Genomic DNA, 16,566 nt, shown 5'->3' on the forward strand with positions numbered 1-16,566 from the left:
ACGGCCTGCGCTGCGAGCCGCAAGACCGGACAAGCGACAACCCAAAGCTTCTATTTCGCGCGGTCGACGTGGCCGCGCGATTTTTATTCACGCCAGCTGTTTTCGCGGGCTTTGCCTCTTTGCGTGCGCCTGATTAGCGCCCGCTGTAAATCGCCTGATTCACGACGTTTTCCAGATGCTCCTGACGGCCACTTGCGTGTTGCGGATTCAGATCGTGCTGTAGCGCATCCGAGGCCAGCGTCGACAGCGAATAGTCGCCCGACAGGATCTTGCGGCCTAGCTCGGAGTTCCAGCCCGCGTAACGCTGACGCTTGAATTGTTCGAGACGGTCGTTTTCGATCAGCGTGGCTGCACGCTCGACGGCGAGCGCGAGGTTATCGATTGCGCCGACGTGGCCGTGGAAAAGATCTTCCGCATCCACACTTTGCCGCCGCACCTTCGAGTCGAAATTCATTCCGCCCGTGGTAAAGCCGCCATGCTTGAGAATCTCGTAGAAGGCCAGCGTCAGTTCCTCCACGCTATTCGGAAACTGATCCGTATCCCAACCGTTTTGCGGATCACCGCGATTCGCATCGACGCTGCCGAAAATGCCGAGCGCGTAAGCCGTTGCGATCTCGTGGTGAAACGAGTGCCCCGCGAGCGTTGCGTGATTCGCCTCGATGTTCACGCGAATCTCTTTCTCCAGCCCGTATTGCAGCAGGAAGCCGTGCACGCTCGCGACGTCGTAATCGTATTGATGCTTGGTCGGCTCTTGCGGCTTCGGTTCGATCAGCAGTGCGCCTTTGAAACCCACCTTGTGTTTATGGTCGACCACCATGTGGAGAAAACGCGCGAGTTGATCGCGTTCACGCACTAGGTCCGTATTGAGCAGCGTATCGTAACCTTCGCGGCCGCCCCACAACACATAATTCTCGCCACCCAACCGTTGGGTTGCGTCGAGCGCATGACGGACCTGCGTCGCGGCAAACGCGAAAATCTCAGGATTTGGGCTGGTCGCCGCGCCGGCCGCATAACGCGGATGCGAAAACAGATTGGCCGTGCCCCACAGCAATTTGATGCCGGTATCCTGTTGCTTGCGCGCCAGATAGTCCGCAATGCGCGTGAAGTTCTCGCTGTATTCCTTCAGGCTCTCGCCTTCCGGCGCCACGTCCGTATCGTGAAAGGTGTAGTACGGCGTACCGAGCCTGGAGAAGAACTCGAAGGCGGCATCGGCCTTTTGTTGCGCGCGTTCCATTGCATTGCCGGCTTGCTGCCAGGGGCGCTGAAACGTCCCTTGCCCGAAGATGTCGACGCCGGGCCACACGAACGTATGCCAGTAGCACACGGCAATGCGCAGATGTTCTTCGAGTGTCTTGCCGAGCACGCGTTTACTCTTGTCGTAATGGCGGTACGCAAGCGGGTTATCCGATTGCGGACCTTCGTAGCGGATCTCGGGAATGTGTTCGAAGTAGGACATCAGCGTCTCCTGTTTTATGCTGCACTGCAACCGCGCGACGTTGCCGCTCCGGTCGACAAGGTGACGCCATGCTGCCGCTTGCCTGATGCATCGGCAATTGCGAAATTGCGCAGCGTGCTTGATGTTTCTTACCGCCCACGCGTTTGTTTCGCACCGTCGCGAGATTCGCGGCCTAGAATAACCGGACGCTTAAAACAGCGCGGCCTGCAAGGCGCGCCCAACAGGAGACGATGGCGTTGCGAGTCCCGCCGATTTGCACGCCGCCCATTGCCATGACCCGTCCGCAAACACCACAGACGACCCATCGGATCGCGCTGCTGTTCAACGCGAACAAGGTCTACGACCGCGAGATCATTACCGGCATCGGCAATTACCTGCTGTCCACGCGCGTGGCATGGGATCTCTTTCTCGAAGAAGACTTTCGCTGCCGGCTGACCGGCATCGAGCGTTTCGACGGCGACGGCATCATCGCGGATTTCGACGACCCCGCCGTGGGCGAAGCGCTGCGCGATTGTCCGTTGCCGGTCGTCGCGGTGGGGTCATCGTTTGAAGACCCGGCGCACTATCCCCCGGACTTACCCTATATCGCCACCGATAACAGCAAGCTCGTCTCGCTCGCGTATACGCATCTGATCGGCGCGGGACTCGAACACTTCGCGCTGTATAGCCTGCCGCAAGCGCAGGAAAACCGCTGGGCGCAGCAGCGCGAATTGGCATTCGAGCATTTGCGTCACGCGGACGGCCACGGCGACGAGCAAATCCGCAGCGAGATTTATCGCGGCCTGTCGACCAGCGCGCCGTCATGGAACCAGGCGACCGAGCAGCTCACCGCATGGCTGCGCCAACTGCCGAAGCCGGTCGGCATCATCGCCGTGACTGACGCGCGCGCGCGGCATTTGCTGCAAGCGTGTTTGATCGCGGGTATTCCAGTGCCGGAAGAAGTGGCGATCATCGGCATCGACAACGATCCGTTGACGCGCACGTTGACGCGCATTCCGCTTTCCTCGGTGATTCAAGGCACCGAGGAAATGGGACGCACCGCCGCTCACTTATTGCACCAAATGCTGCGCGGCGCGCGTTTTCCGGGGCGGCGCATTCTCGTGCCGCCGGTCGGCATCAACGTACTCGAATCGACGAAGCATCAGCCGCTCGCGAGCCCACATGTGATGCGCGCGCGGCATTTCATTCGCCAGTACGCGTGCCAGGGCATTCGCACCGAACAGGTTGCCGATTATGTGGGCGTGTCGCGTTCGTCGCTAGAAGAGTACTTTCGGCGCGAGCGGCAGTGCACCGTGCATCAGGAAATCTTGCGTCATAAACTCGATGTCGCGAAAGCGCTGCTGGCGAAGCGCGATGCGTCGAGCGCGGAGGTAGCGATTCGTTGCGGCTTCACGTCGCTGCAATACATGTACGCGGTGTTTCGTCGTGAACTCGGTTGCACGCCGCGTGAATATCAGGAACGCGCCAATGCAACGGTCGCGCCTGGCTGAGCATGCCTTTTTACTTTCTTTTCCACCGACGACATGATCAGCATTGAACAACTCTCCTCTGAGCCGTGGGGCACGCTGCCCGGCGGCGATCCGGTGCGGCTCTTTACGCTGCGCAACGCACACGGCATGAAAATCGCCATCAGCGACCTGGGCGCGACGCTGGTCTCGTGGCATGCGCCGGATCGCGCGGGACGTCTCGGCGATATTCTGCTCGGCCATGACACGCCCGCTGAATACGTGGCGGCCACCACCTACATGGGCGGATTGATCGGCCGATGGGCGAACCGCATTGCCGATGCGCGCTTCACGCTCGACGGCATCGAGTACACGCTCGACCGCAATGAAGGCGCGAATCTATTGCACGGCGGCACGCAGGGTTTTCATCGCGCGCTGTGGGACGTGAGCGAGGACAATGGCGCGCTGATCATGCGCCTCGAGTCGCCCGAAGGCGACGCCGGTTTTCCCGGCAACGTGACGACGCAAGTGCGTTACTCGCTCGACGACGACGGCACGCTGACCATCGACTATGAAGCGATCACCGATGCGGCGACGCCGCTGAATCTGACGAGTCATCCGTATTTCAATCTGACGGGGCGGCCGGGCGCGGATATTCGCGGACATGTGTTGTCGATCGATGCGGACCGGTTCTTTGAAGTCGACGCGGCGCTGATTCCCACCAGACTCGCCGAAGTGGCGGGCAATGCGTTCGACTTCCGGCAAAGCGCGCCGATTGGCGCACGGTTGGATTGGCCGCATGCGCAGCTTGCGCGGGCGGGCGGATTCGATCATTGCTATGTGTTGGGGGAGGCGAGCGCGCCGGGGATACGCGAGGTTGCTTGTGCGTATGACCCTGGCAGTGGACGTGAACTGACTGTGTTCACCGATCAGCGCGGCTTGCAGTTTTATAGCGGCAACGCGCTGAATGGCAACAAGGGACGCGGCGGCATTGCGTATCAACCGCATGCGGGGCTTTGCCTCGAAGCGGGCGGCTTTCCGAATCAGGTGAATATGGCTGATGAGCAGGATGCGGTGATCGTGCAGGCCGGCGATACGTATCGGCAAGTGACTCGGTATCGGGTCGGCGTGCGCAGCGGCGTTTGAGCCGTTTCGTTTGTTCAGGGTTTCGGCGTGCGTTTCTTACGATTCCGACTTATCGTTTTCTGCAAGACTGAATTACGGGATCAGGGCTTACCCCTAGGTTTTTCGCTTCCTAGAATCTGTTCATTGGTTGCCGCACGCTTGCTGCGGCACCTTACAGACAGTTTTCGGAGGGAAGCATCATGAAATCGCTGATCAAGGTTGTAACGCTCGCCGTGGTTTTCGCTGCGCCGGTGGCTTCGTTCGCACAGGCGCAGCCGCTTACGCGCGCGCAGGTGAAGGCGGAATTGCGGCAGATTGAACAGGCTGGATATAACCCGGCTGCCGCTGTCGATGCGAATTATCCGGCGGATATTCAGGCTGCGGAAGCAAGGATCGCTGCGCAGAATGCTACGGCTCAAGCGGATGTGACCGGGTATGGTTCTTCGGGTGGGGGGTCGTCGCAGACGTCGCAGACTGGCGGGAATACGGCGGTTTTGAATCCGTATCCGCAGCCTTTGGGTGGGGAGTGAGGCGCTTTTGGTGGTGTTTTTTGGGGGTTGTGGGTTATGGGTTTGTTCGGGCGTGCGCTGGGTTGAGGGTTCGGCTGGATGAGCGGGAATGCTTTGATTGAGCAGAGGCGCTGATGCGCCTCTCTTTGTTGTTGGCGCGGCGTATTGTATTGCGCCGCTATCGAGTGGTTTAGTGCCGCACGATAATTGGATGACGTGCGCTTGTTTTTGTTCTTGCTCTGGTCTCTTTGATAGGAAAGAAAGGCGAAGGCTTTGGAGACGCCGATCTGATTATCGAAACAGGCACAGTCGTCGCATTATGCGAATTCCCTTTTTCATCTTCTTTATCGAATAGCTGCTGCTTAGAGAGCGCACCGCCGAAAAATTATTCAATGCGGTTCTGACGGGCATACGTAGGAACCGGTACATGCGATCCGTTTTTTGACTACGCGTATTTTCAGTGCGCGTGAGCTTTTGTCCTTGAACTCGGCAAGCGTCGCGGCCCAAACGCCTAATGGGCGATGGTCACGAAGAACCGACGCACTGCACATGCGAGTATTTGCCGCAAAAGGCGAGCAAACGCCATCCGCGTTGTCGGCGGGCGCTGCATCCAGCGTAATCAGGTTCTACTTTGCAGTTCCGGCTACGCGCTTTTTGTCATCGTCGCTCCAGAGCCAGGCTCGACTCTCAACACGTCGCGGCTTCACGACGCGCTACGTGAACGCGAGCACAAAACCGAATCGGGCCGACTTTTGCTCGCCGTCAGTTGCCAAGACCACGATAGGTTTTACCGATATCCAAAGCGCATAATTGAAATTCGGAAATTAATGCCGTCTCACATTGACTGACATTCAAGTTCTGGTCGATTCGTCTGAAGTTCCGTAAAATCGCGCGGAGCGCGGTCAATCAGTCGGCTAACAAGAAGAGGCGGCAATGGGAGCGCAGGACATAATCGGGGCAATAAATGGCGGACTCGCTCAAAGCGACCGTCTGCTGAAACTGGATAGTTTGCTGGGCGGTAATGTTCTTCTGCCGCAGCGGGTTATTGGCCATTCACGGATTGGCCGCCATTACGAATTCACGGTGGATATCGTTTCCACTTCCGGTGCCATTGAACTCAAGACGCTGATTGCGCAGCCCGTCACGCTGTGGATCCAGCAGACCGACAAATCCTATCTGCCTCATCACGGCTATGTGCATACCGCGCGACGCCTCGGCTCGGATAACGGACTCACGAGCTATCAGCTCGGCTTTGCCTCATGGATGCACTTCCTGCGCTTTCGCAAGGACGCGCGGATCTGGCAGGACAAACCCGCCGACGAAATCCTCACCGATGTCTTCAACCTGCACCCACAGGCCCAGGGTGCATTCCGCTTTGCGCTGAGCCGACCCCTGCCCCCGCGTTCGTTCTGCATGCAATACGAGGACGACTGGAACTTCGTGCATCGCCTGATGGAAAGCGAAGGGCTGTTCGGCTGCTTCGAGCAGGCTGGCGACGGCCAGTCACATACGCTCATCGTCACGGACAACCTCGACGCGTTCCGGCCGCTTTCACCCAAGACGGTCCGTTTCTATCGAGCGGGTACGAACAGCGAAACCGATGCACTGGTTCAGTGGTCGGGCACAAGAACGCTTCAGAGCACCACGCTCACGACGCGCACCTTCGACTACAAGGCACCGGGTTCGTCCGCCAGTCCGAAGGGCACGACCGTGCCGACGCTTGCCACACAGGGCGACCTGCCGCAGCAAACCGAAGTCTACGAATACACCGGCGCCTACACCTACGGCAGCCAGGACCGGGGCGATCACCTGTCGAAGATCCGCATGGAGGAATGGGAGTCGCGGGCGAAGCGCTTCTTCGGTTCAGGCGGCGTGAGGCAGGCCGATGCCGGCCGCTGGTTCGAACTGGACGATCACCCCGGGCACGCTACCGACAGTGACCAGAACCGGCAGTTCGCCCTGATCGGAACATCGTGGTTCATTGAGAACAACCTGCCGGTTGCCAGTCAGGCCGCCGATTTCCCGCATAGCCTGAAAGGCGAGCTGGCGATGGTCCGGGCGAATCACGCCACGTCGTCGAACGCACTGACGGTCGCCCACGCCGATGGCAGCGAAGGCTTCTTCCTCGTTGAGATCGAGGCGCAACGCAAGGCCGTGCCCTACCGCAGCCCGTTCGAACATCACAAGCCGGAGATGCATCTGCAGTCGGCAATCGTCGTCGGCCCGGCGAACGAGGAGGTCTACACCGACGCGCTCAACCGCATCAAGGTGCGCTTCCACTGGGACCGGCTCAACGACGGCGACGAGAAGGCGTCATGCTGGCTGCGGGTCGCGATGTCGGATACGGGCGGCGGCTATGGCGGCGTGCATGTGCCGAGGATCGGCGAGGAAGTGCTGATCGAATGGGTGGATGGCGACTGCGACAGGCCGCTCGTCACGGGCCGCGTGTATAACGGCGCGACGCAACCGCCCTGGCATTCGAACGGTCTGCTGTCGGGCTACAGGTCGAAGGAATATCAGGGCCGCGGCTACAACCAGATGGTGATGGACGATGCGACCGGCCAGAACCGCGTTCACCTCTATAGCAGCAGCACGAATGCGCATCTGCATCTGGGTTATCTGATCGCGCAGACCGGCAACACACGCGGCGCGTATCTGGGCAGCGGTTTCGACCTGAAGTCCGACGCCTACGGCGCGGTGCGCGCCGGCCAGGGCCTGTACGTCTCCACGCATGCGAAACCGGCAGCGGGCCAGCAACTCGACGTGCGCGAGGCGAACTCGCAACTGGTGAATGCGGAAAGCGTGCTGGAGGCGCTGTCCGGGGCGAGCACCACGCATCAGGCTGAAAGCCTCGGGGACGGACACATTGCACTGAAGTCGTTCACCGATGCTACCCGGAACAATGTTGCGGGTTCGTCGTCGGGTGGCAGGACCGCGGGCGGTGGCGCGGGCAGTGCCAATGCGTTCAGGGAGCCTGTCATGCTGTTCGCCAGCCCGTCCGGCATCGCGTTGTCCACGCAGAAATCGGCCCATGTATCGGCGGACGAGCACATCAACTTCGTAAGCGGTCAGGGCACGCACATCGCGACCGGCAAATCGCTGATTGCGAGCGTGGCCGGAAAACTCAGCCTGTTCGTGCAGAACGCGGGGATGAAGCTGTTCGCGGGCAAGGGTAAGGTCGAAGTTCAGGCGCACTCGGACAACATCGAACTGACGGCGCAGAAGACGATGAAGCTGCTGTCGGCAACAGAGAAGATCGAGGCGGCCGCGAAGCAGGAAATTCTTCTGACATCGGGCGGTGCGTATATCCGCATGACGGGCGGCAACATCGAAATTCACGCGCCCGGAAAGGTAGATTTCAAGGGCAGCCAACATAGTTTCAATGGACCGGCCAGTCAACCCTATCCGCTACCGCAATTCCAGCCGTCCTATCAGGCGCAGTACGTTTTGCAAAACGAAGCTGACGGGACGCCGATGATCCAGCACGCCTACGAACTGAAATTACCCTCCGGGCGTACCTTGCTCGGCCACACGAACGACTTCGGCGAAACGGTACGGGTTTTTACGCCCAGCGCGCAGGATGTGAATCTGCGGGCGTTCAAACAAGACAAGATGGAAGTCAAGCCGTGGAAGTTTGCAGGCGGCGGGCAACCCGACATCCGCGCCGATTATCTCGACGACGCCGACGAAGCTTGAGCACCAAAGGAGTTTGACGGAATGGGATCGACACTTCAACCGGCGGGCTCGACCTGCACGATAATCAACGAAGAACCGACGTATGCAATGTTGCCGCCGTTCTCGAAGGGTTACTTGCAAGAGAAAATCGAATACGCGTTAAAGATGCCGAAGATCGTTTCCGTCCTCTTGCCCGACGGCTCGACGATTGTCAGATTGCTGAAACAGCTCGCGATGACCTCAGCGATTCGCGTCGACGAGAAAGTCGCGAATTACTTCTGGCAGTACAAGGCGGAGGTGAGCTTCGATATGTGGCCGAGTTCCATATCGCGTGGGCTCGAAGCACCCATTCCATTCCTGAGCGCCGATAAATCTCAAGGACCAGGACGACGTCATAGCCTGAATCCGTTCCCACCTGGCATGAAGCCCGGGTTCCTACGACGTCCAGATGTAATTATCGTAAAGAACGCCGCGACTCGTTGGCCCGGTCGCGGTACGATCGATCGTGACGGCGCACCCCATGCCGACAATATGCTGCGGCTGGTCGAAGTGAAGTTTCCCGGTGATGACTGGGGACCGGGTCAGGAGAATGCGTATCAAACGATTGCTGGTGACTATAAAAACCGCATGACAGTCATTGACGTAAGCGACTGCAACGGAGAACTCAAAAAAGTACCGGTGCCGGTACCTCTACCAGCACCAAAGACTGATGATGAAAAGCAACGGCAGCGAGCGCCCATTCGTACAGTTAAGCCGATCCCAGAGCCCGCCTGGTACGAGGAGTGGTGGTCGTGGGCTGAACGGCACGGCGAAGAAGCCGCCGAAGCCGTCGCACCCGTATGGGATGCGATTCACCGTGGCTATTCCTACGTGTCCGCCGAAACTAGCGCATTTCTCCATCAGCACGCGCCCTGGATATTTACCGCTGGTCGCTGGATTGCGGATAAGGCGAGCGACGCGTGGATATGGGTCGACGAGAAGGGAAAAGAGCTTTATCGCTACACAACTGCGCAGCTCAAGGCCGGTTGGGATGAGATCGTTCGCCAAACCGATATGACGTGGGAACTACTCAAACAGATTGACTGGGCTCAGGTAGGCATGACTATCGTGAAAGCATTGGCTGTGATTGTCGTCGTGGTCGCCGCCGTTGCAATCATTATTGTATTGGCCGAAGCGTTAGTCGCGATTCTTGCCGCGCTGATTGCAATCATTGCGACGGCTGGTGCAGAAGCGCTGGCAGGGTTGGCGCTGGCACTCGGCGTGACGGCAGTAGCATCGGCCGGCTAATCTTCCAATTTGAATTGTTCCGATAGATCGATAGATCAACAGACGCAGAACAGAATATGACGCTTCGTGATTCAAAAACCATCTTGACGCCCGCGCAAGCACTCGCACGCTACAAGGAAGATTTGAGCGTGCGGCTTGCCGACAACCGCATGGGCGTGCTACCGGGCGTGATTGGGACGGTGTACTTTGAACGCGGCTCTCAACCCGAAGTGCGTCAAGGCATCCTCGACTGCTTCGATCGCTTCGACGAGTTGTTCGGCGAGCATCTCAAAGGAGGCAAAGACACCGACCTGGGCAAGTTCACCAAGCGGACCCCGGCAGGTGTGGAGAAGATACGACGAGCTATTGTCGATACACCGTCATATCTCGAAGTGAGCGTGATTCGTTCCAGTTCTACCGACCAGGACACAGCTGCGGAATACAGCATCCAGACGCTAACCGGAATCGCAGCAGACGAGGACTATGTTTCGCCAAAAGGTTGGAAGGCGTACAAGGGTCAGGAATCCGGCCTGTCGTACCTGAAATTCAACGTGCCGATGGACCTGATTGCGACTGACGATGGTATCGCGCAGTACGAGAACTTCCTGCGTTACGTGTGCGGAAAACTCGTGGTGCAGGGCGGCTATGGAGGCTTGTCTCCGGTCCTTGCCTACAGCTATCACCGTTACATGCCGCAGGAATGGGCGCTTGCTGAGCGCTTTAGCGGATTGGAAATAGATAGCACCGCGCACCTGCAATCCAAAGAATACGACCCCGTCTCATACGAAGGCGAGTCTGTTGACCACATGACGGCGTTTTATCCGGGCTTACATCCCGGCGCAAAAGTCGGTCGATGGGGTTTCATCAAGGGCGTGAACTGGTACACGATCCTGGGCGAGTTATTCGTCGACCGCCTGGGTGGAGAGGCTGCCATACGCGAAGCGCTGAATCGTCCTGACATTCACATCGAACGCATCGGCTCGTGCCTGCTGATCCGCGCCGGGGAATTCCCGCGTCTCGGCGCCCCCGAGGAAGGTCTACCCGAACCCTACGTGTTCGTGAACAGCGTATTGCGCGTGCTACGCGATCCAGGGCCCGACGCCTTGCATACCTATATCCCGGACTTGCCGAGCGCGGATACGAAGAACGCGCGCGCGTGGGCAGCGCGCTTTGACCTGCCCGACGCCGCACCGATTCCCGAGCCCCCGACTGTCGTACCGCAGCCGGTGAAACGTGAGCCCGTCCGTCTCAATGTCCGCGGCGGTAGCCCTTGCCCGGAAGCGGGCTGGTGGCATACGCCAGCGAAAGCGGGGAGCCGTCGCTATTTCGAAGCGGGCGAAATCATGCCCGCGATCGAAGGAAGCCCGTGGGGTGAGACATACTGGCATTGGTCGCCAAGCGGGAGCTAGCAGCTTTGTTTGTGACCCCGGTGACGACCACCTTGACGCCCGCACAAGCGCTCGCACGGTACAAGGAAGATCTGAGTGTGCGGCTTGCCGATAACCGCATGGGCGTGCTACCGGGTGTCATTGGTACGATTTTTTTTGAGCGTGGTGGAAATCCAGAAGGTCGGCAACGCATCCTCGATTGCTTCGACCGCTTCGAACAGCTGTTCGGCGAACATCTAAACGGAGGCAAGGACACCGATCTCGGTAAGTTTTCGAAGCGTACTGGTATTGAGAAGATCCGGCGAGCCATTGTTGAAACGCCGTCACATCTTCAAGTCGGAGTGGTGCGTTCCAGCGCCACCGATCAAGACACCGCCGCAGAGTACAACATTAAGACGTTAACGAATATTGTTGTACCGGAGGACTACACCGCACCTACTGGATGGACCGTATCAAAGGGTAGGGAGGCAGGCCTGTCATATTTGAAATTTAACGTCCCAATGGAGTTGGTCACAACGACCGATGGCATCGCGCAATACGAAAGCATTTTGCGTTACGTTTGCCAACGATTGATCGTGCGTGGTGGTTATGGCGGTTTATCGCCCATTCTCCCCCATAGCTATCACCGTTACATGCCGCAGGAATGGGCGCTTGCTGAGCGCTTTAGCGGGTTGGAGATCGATAGCACCGCGCATTTACTCAAAGATGACTTCGACCCGGTTTCCTATGAGGGACCATCTTCGTCGGAGATGACAGCCTTTTACGATCATCTTCATCCCGGCGCAAAAGTCGGCCGATGGGGTTTCATCAAGGGCGTGAACTGGTACACGATCCTGGGCGAGTTATTCGTCGACCGCCTGGGTGGAGAGGCTGCCATACGCGAAGCACTGAATCGTCCTGACATTCACATCGAACGCATCGGCTCGTGCCTGCTGATCCGCGCCGGGGATTTCCCGCGTCTCGGCGCCCCCGAGGAAGGTCTACCCGAACCCTACGTGTTCGTGAACAGCGTATTGCGCGTGCTACGCGATCCAGGGCCCGACGCCTTGCATACCTATATCCCGGACTTGCCGAGCGCGGATATGAAGAACGCGCGCGCGTGGGCAGCACGCTTTGACCTGCCCGACGCCGCACCGATTCCCGAGCCCCCGACTGTCGTACCGCAGCCGGTGAAACGTGAACCCGTCCGTCTCAATGTCCGCGGCGGTAGCCCTTGCCCGGAAGCGGGCTGGTGGCATACGCCAGCGAAAGCGGGGAGCCGTCGCTATTTCGAAGCGGGCGAAATCATGCCCGCGATCGAAGGAAGCCCGTGGGGTGAGACATACTGGCATTGGTCGCCAAGCGGGAGTTAGCAGCTTTGCCTTGTTGCGAATCCAGCAACGCGCCTTAAGCATGCATTCGAATGAAACTTGCGCCTGCGCCTGCATGGTAAAAACCGAACGCCTAACTCACCTATCTCCCCGATTTGCTTAGTGCGGATATCGAGCACGCGCATCCATGGCCGGCACGCTTTATCCACCCCAGCACGCGATGTTTCTGATGAGAAAAGTTATCGAACTCCAGGCAGCGCGTCCGCCATGCGGCATTAGCTCTACAGCGGATTCCGAAGACCCCCCCACCCCTTCACCCAATGTTATTATCGGAAACACGACCCGCCCGCCCGAGGCGCGCAACAAACCCGCTGGCCCCATGGACACCCACCTCACCAAACCCGCCGACGCATCCACCACCGACCTCGGCCGGCGCGTGCGCGCCGCGCGCCAGGCGCAGGACCTGACGTTGGAAACCGCGAGCCGTCTCTGCGGCGTCTCCCGCTCGACGCTCTCCAAAGTCGAAAACGGCCTGATGTCCCCCACATTCGACGTGCTGCAGAAAATCGTCGTCGGTTTGAAAATCGAAATCGGCGAGTTGTTCGGCTCGACGCCCAAAGTCAGCGCCAACGGCCGTCGCGCATTGACCCGCAAAAACGAAGGCCAGCGTCACGCCTATCGCGGCTACCAGATGGAACTGCTCGCCACCGACCTCGCGCACAAAGCGATGCTGCCGTTTCGCATCCGCATCTCCGCGCACACGCTCGACGCGTTCGACGACTGGGGCCGTCACGAAGGCGAAGAATTCCTGTACGTCATCAGCGGCAGCGTGTGCCTCTATTCCGAGTTGTACGCGCCGACGCATCTGAACGCCGGCGACAGCCTGTACTTCGACAGCCGCACCGGCCACGCCGCGGTGTCCACCAGCGAAGAAGACGCCGAGGTGTTGTGGATGGCGACCAGCGCCGACATCCCGCAAGCACCGGCAACCGTACCGCTCGCCGAATCGGGCAAGAAATAACGAAAGCGCCTTGACGACGCGCCGCCAACGTCCGCGGCACTCGCCTGGCGACGATACGTCAAGCCGCCTGGTTCGCGGTCATCTTGAAGATGCCCTGTGCGTTGCCCGCGTCGAAACGCAGATCCGTTTGCCAGCGGCGCGCGTCCTGATCGAAGGTCCGCTTGCGCGTGATGAACTCGTAGAACGAGCCCGGCACGTCGCGCGTCACGATGCTGCCGTCGGCCGCGCGGAATTCGCGCCGCACGATGTCCGCGCGATACGCCGTCTGGAACACGCGGCCCGAACGCGAACGCTCCACTTCCGGCTTCATCGGACGACCCTTGGCTTTTTCGTCGTCGGCGAGTTTGAACACGTCCGCGACGCGATCGGTGGCGTGATTGAAGGCGTTGCCTTCGGTCGCGATCCACGCCATTTCCGCCGACTCCTTCAACAACACGTCGTAATCGGCCTCGCATGGCGTCTCGTGCTGACGCGCGAACGCGCCGACGATCACCGGTAGCAACGCATGCGCCGCCTCCAGCGGCAGCACGCCTTCGCGTTCGAGCTCCCATAAATGGCCGACGGCTTGCGGCGTCAGCGGATCGCGCGACGCGCCGATCACATTCGTCACCGCCTGCTGGAATTCCGCCGAGAAACGCTCGGGATGCAATTCGCTGACGAAGAATTGCGCGATCTCATCGGGCGCGTCGTCGTGCGCCCACGCGCGGCCGGTCATGCCGAGACGGTCGAGCGGATAGCGTCCGTTGATGCTGAAGCCGAGCGGACGCAGAATGCGCGCGAACGCGGCTTCGCCCGGCGGCAGCGCGCCGTTCTCATGCCAGCGCACGGTGCGCAATGCGCCGTGGTCGAAGTACACGCCGCCGCCCGCGGCGATCGTCTCCTGCGTGTACTCGCGGCCATTCGCGGAGCGCGCCAGCAGGTCGTCGAACAACGCCATGTTCAGCGCTTGGGCGAGTTCGGCACGCGTCACGGTGCCTTCTTCGCATTCGCTAAGGATTCGCGGATGGTTCAGCGTGGCGAACAGCCGCGCGGTTTGGTCGACGCCGAGCAATTTCAGCAGCAGTCGTTCGACATTCGCATTCTTGATGTTTCGCATATCGGTTCCGGGCGGCGTGCGGTGAGACGCGTTCGTGTATTTGGAGGACGGCATTCCGGCGTGGCTTCGAGGCCTACGCGCGGCATCGCCGAAGGCGAGATTATTCAGAGCCGCGGCGACGCCGTAAAGCGAGATAAAATCGCCACTTGATGCGTTCTCGGAATCAACGTGCGAAAGTTCAAGATCCCCAACATGGGCGCGCTGCTCGCTTTCGAAGCCGCCGCGCGACACGAGAGCTTCACGCATGCGGCGCGTGAGTTGTTCCTCACCGAAAGCGCGGTGTCCCGGCAGATCAATACGTTGGAGAGCAATCTCGGCGTGCGGCTGTTCGCGCGCGCCAAACAGCGCGTGGTGCTGACGAAGGCGGGCAAGGTGTATAGCGCGCAGGTGCGGCGCGCGCTGGAGCAACTGGATCGCGACACGCTGTCGATCATCGCGCATGGCAGCGGCGGCGGTTATCTGGAACTGGCGGTGCTGCCGACTTTCGCGTCGCAATGGTTGATTCCACGGCTCGCGGCATTCAACGAACGGTATCCCGATGTACGCGTCAATATGGGCGTGCGCACGGGCACGTTTCCGTTCGGCGATACGCATTTCGAAGCCGCGATTCACTACGGCAAACCGACATGGCCGGGCACGTCGGCGGATTTCCTGTTCAGTGAGGAAGTCGTGCCGGTGTGCGCGGCGAGTCTGCTGACGCGGCCTGTTCGCAAGGCCGCCGATCTGCTGGATTACCCGTTGCTGCATTCCACCACGCGCCCCGATGGCTGGGCGGCATGGTTCGCCCACCTCGGCGTCGACGATAACCGGACGATGCAAGGCGTGCGCTACGAACTTCATACGATGCTGATCAGCGCGGCCGCGGCGGGTCTCGGCATTGCGCTGGTGCCACGCTTTTTCGTCGATGCGCAGCTCGAACAGCTTGGACTAGCGATACCGCTCGACGCGCCCGCAGTTGCCGACTCGGCGTACTACCTCGTCTATCCGACCGAGTTGAGTCACGGCAAGCCGCTCGCCAGCTTCCGCGAATGGCTGCTGGGGGAAGCGGCTGCGTATGGCGCGGTCAATCCGGGCTTGGCCGGCAATCCCGATACCGATTGATCAAGCGCCAAGCCTTGGAGCGTTACGCGCCCGTTTGCTCACGCGCCTGCGCGAGCGCGCTGAGATTGCCTTCGCCAAAACCGTGATGCCCTTGCCGCTGAACGATCTCGAAGAAGATCTCGCCGGCGTTACGTCGCACGAAAGTCTGAAAGAACAGCAGCGGCACGCCGTCCGCGCCGATCTCGCCGTCCACCAGCACATGCGTACGCTTGAGCCGCTCGACATCGAGCCCATGGCCCGGTAGCCGTGTGTCCAGTTGCTCGTAGTAGCGCGGCGGCGGCTCGACAAATTCAACGCCGTTTGCCAGCAGTTGCTCGACGCACGCGAAGATATCGTCGGTGGCGAGCGCGATGTGCTGCACGCCCTCGCCCGGATGATCGGGCAGATACTCGTGCATCAGATTGGTCCGGCGCGTGCCCTCTTCATACAAGGGGACGCGGATCGCGCCGCATGGCGACACCATCACGCGCGATTCCGCCGACACATGCCAGTTCGCGTGCAGTTCGTGAATCTCGCGGAAGTTGAGCAGGTCGCGATAGAAGTCGAGCCATTCCTGCATGCGGCCCTCGCCTACCGTCTGCGTGAGATGGTCGACCGCGACGAGGCCGGTGCCCACGTGACTCAAATCGGCGTGCGCGGTGTCGATCTCGATGGGCCGGAAGTCGATGTCGAAGATCGAAATGTCGCCGAGGCCGCCGCGCTGACCGCCGCGGCCGCGCCAACGGTCGACGAAATAGATGTGCGAGTCGCCAATGCCCTGGATCGCCGGAATCAGCAGTTCGCCCGCGCCGAGGCGCTCGCCTTCGAACGCCCACGCGCCGAGTTCGATCGCGCGATCGAACGCGCGCTGCGCGTCGGCCACGCGAATACCGATCGCGCAGATGCCCGCGCCGTATTCCTCGGCGTAGCGCGCGGCGAACGAATCGGGTTCGGCGTTGATCAGGAAATGCATCTCGCCCTGGCGATACAGCGTGACGTCCTTGCTGATGTGGCGCGCAATCGCCTTGAAGCCGAGTTTCGTGAAGGTCTCGCCGAGCGCCTTCGGCTCGCGTGCGGCGAACTCGACGAATTCGAGGCCGGCTGTGCCGAGCGGATTGTGCTCAGGCGCCGACACGGCGCGCAGCGCGGCGTCTGGAGTGGGCAAGTCGCTGGGCATGGCAATCTCCTTGTGCAG

12 protein-coding genes are annotated in these 16,566 nt (G+C 60.2%); 9 read left to right on the plus strand and 3 right to left on the minus strand.

Annotated elements, in window-relative coordinates:
- Positions 1-133: 133 nt before the first annotated feature.
- On the minus strand, positions 134-1,456 hold the full coding sequence (gene xylA, locus ACOCG7_RS14350) for a xylose isomerase (protein ID WP_421376048.1): 1,323 nt from the start codon (positions 1,454-1,456) through the stop codon (positions 134-136).
- A 272-nt stretch (positions 1,457-1,728) separates the two neighbouring features.
- Here xylA and ACOCG7_RS14355 point away from each other — a divergent pair, with 272 nt between their 5' ends.
- The 8 genes from ACOCG7_RS14355 to ACOCG7_RS14390 all read left to right on the plus strand — a co-directional run bounded on the left by ACOCG7_RS14355 (position 1,729) and on the right by ACOCG7_RS14390 (position 13,195).
- Complete coding sequence (locus tag ACOCG7_RS14355; protein ID WP_083082997.1) at positions 1,729-2,946, plus strand: XylR family transcriptional regulator; 1,218 nt, start codon at positions 1,729-1,731, stop codon at positions 2,944-2,946.
- A 33-nt stretch (positions 2,947-2,979) separates the two neighbouring features.
- Positions 2,980-4,047: an aldose epimerase family protein gene (locus ACOCG7_RS14360; protein WP_083081672.1), complete on the plus strand. Its 1,068-nt coding sequence runs from the start codon at positions 2,980-2,982 to the stop codon at positions 4,045-4,047.
- 179 nt (positions 4,048-4,226) lie between these two features.
- Positions 4,227-4,556 carry a DUF4148 domain-containing protein gene (locus ACOCG7_RS14365; RefSeq protein ID WP_073432025.1) on the plus strand — a complete coding sequence of 110 codons (330 nt, stop codon included), beginning with the start codon at positions 4,227-4,229 and terminating at the stop codon, positions 4,554-4,556.
- A 912-nt stretch (positions 4,557-5,468) separates the two neighbouring features.
- Positions 5,469-8,231: a type VI secretion system Vgr family protein gene (locus ACOCG7_RS14370; RefSeq protein WP_421376051.1), complete on the plus strand. Its 2,763-nt coding sequence runs from the start codon at positions 5,469-5,471 to the stop codon at positions 8,229-8,231.
- Positions 8,232-8,252: 21 nt separating this feature from the next.
- Positions 8,253-9,497: a VRR-NUC domain-containing protein gene (locus ACOCG7_RS14375; RefSeq protein WP_421376053.1), complete on the plus strand. Its 1,245-nt coding sequence runs from the start codon at positions 8,253-8,255 to the stop codon at positions 9,495-9,497.
- Positions 9,498-9,553: 56 nt separating this feature from the next.
- A complete protein-coding gene (locus ACOCG7_RS14380) occupies positions 9,554-10,885 on the plus strand; it encodes a type VI immunity family protein (RefSeq protein WP_154874599.1) in 1,332 nt (443 codons plus the stop codon).
- 5 nt (positions 10,886-10,890) lie between these two features.
- The gene (locus tag ACOCG7_RS14385; protein WP_244745511.1) at positions 10,891-12,216 is read left to right on the plus strand and encodes a type VI immunity family protein; all 1,326 of its coding nucleotides are present in this window, start codon (positions 10,891-10,893) and stop codon (positions 12,214-12,216) included.
- A gap of 337 nt (positions 12,217-12,553) precedes the next feature.
- The gene (locus tag ACOCG7_RS14390; protein WP_154874601.1) at positions 12,554-13,195 is read left to right on the plus strand and encodes an XRE family transcriptional regulator; all 642 of its coding nucleotides are present in this window, start codon (positions 12,554-12,556) and stop codon (positions 13,193-13,195) included.
- 58 nt (positions 13,196-13,253) lie between these two features.
- Here the strand turns inward: ACOCG7_RS14390 and ACOCG7_RS14395 are convergent, their stop codons facing one another.
- The gene (locus ACOCG7_RS14395; RefSeq protein WP_154874603.1) at positions 13,254-14,291 is read right to left on the minus strand and encodes a DUF1338 domain-containing protein; all 1,038 of its coding nucleotides are present in this window, start codon (positions 14,289-14,291) and stop codon (positions 13,254-13,256) included.
- Between the two features lie 168 nt (positions 14,292-14,459).
- On the opposite strand from ACOCG7_RS14395, the gene ACOCG7_RS14400 reads away from it, so the two are divergent.
- Positions 14,460-15,392 (plus strand): LysR substrate-binding domain-containing protein, encoded by a 933-nt coding sequence (locus tag ACOCG7_RS14400; protein ID WP_193615211.1) that lies wholly within the window; start codon positions 14,460-14,462, stop codon positions 15,390-15,392.
- Between the two features lie 22 nt (positions 15,393-15,414).
- Here ACOCG7_RS14400 and ACOCG7_RS14405 read toward each other — a convergent pair whose 3' ends face one another.
- A complete protein-coding gene (locus ACOCG7_RS14405) occupies positions 15,415-16,548 on the minus strand; it encodes a 4-hydroxyphenylpyruvate dioxygenase family protein (RefSeq protein ID WP_073432929.1) in 1,134 nt (377 codons plus the stop codon).
- Between the last annotated feature and the right edge of the window lie 18 nt (positions 16,549-16,566).

Origin of the sequence: Paraburkholderia sp. DD10 (assembly GCF_049177125.1) — a bacterium.
Lineage (GTDB): Bacteria > Pseudomonadota > Gammaproteobacteria > Burkholderiales > Burkholderiaceae > Paraburkholderia > Paraburkholderia terricola.

Bases quoted from the DNA above. Each gene is read 5' to 3' on its own strand.
- ACOCG7_RS14375 (WP_421376053.1), top strand. From the start codon at position 8,253: ATGGGATCGACACTTCAACCGGCGGGCTCGACCTGCACGATAATCAAC.
- ACOCG7_RS14405 (WP_073432929.1), bottom strand. From the start codon at position 16,548: ATGCCCAGCGACTTGCCCACTCCAGACGCCGCGCTGCGCGCCGTGTCG.
- ACOCG7_RS14360 (WP_083081672.1), top strand. From the start codon at position 2,980: ATGATCAGCATTGAACAACTCTCCTCTGAGCCGTGGGGCACGCTGCCC.
- ACOCG7_RS14365 (WP_073432025.1), top strand. From the start codon at position 4,227: ATGAAATCGCTGATCAAGGTTGTAACGCTCGCCGTGGTTTTCGCTGCG.
- ACOCG7_RS14380 (WP_154874599.1), top strand. From the start codon at position 9,554: ATGACGCTTCGTGATTCAAAAACCATCTTGACGCCCGCGCAAGCACTC.
- ACOCG7_RS14370 (WP_421376051.1), top strand. From the start codon at position 5,469: ATGGGAGCGCAGGACATAATCGGGGCAATAAATGGCGGACTCGCTCAA.
- xylA (WP_421376048.1), bottom strand. From the start codon at position 1,456: ATGTCCTACTTCGAACACATTCCCGAGATCCGCTACGAAGGTCCGCAA.
- ACOCG7_RS14355 (WP_083082997.1), top strand. From the start codon at position 1,729: ATGACCCGTCCGCAAACACCACAGACGACCCATCGGATCGCGCTGCTG.
- ACOCG7_RS14395 (WP_154874603.1), bottom strand. From the start codon at position 14,291: ATGCGAAACATCAAGAATGCGAATGTCGAACGACTGCTGCTGAAATTG.
- ACOCG7_RS14390 (WP_154874601.1), top strand. From the start codon at position 12,554: ATGGACACCCACCTCACCAAACCCGCCGACGCATCCACCACCGACCTC.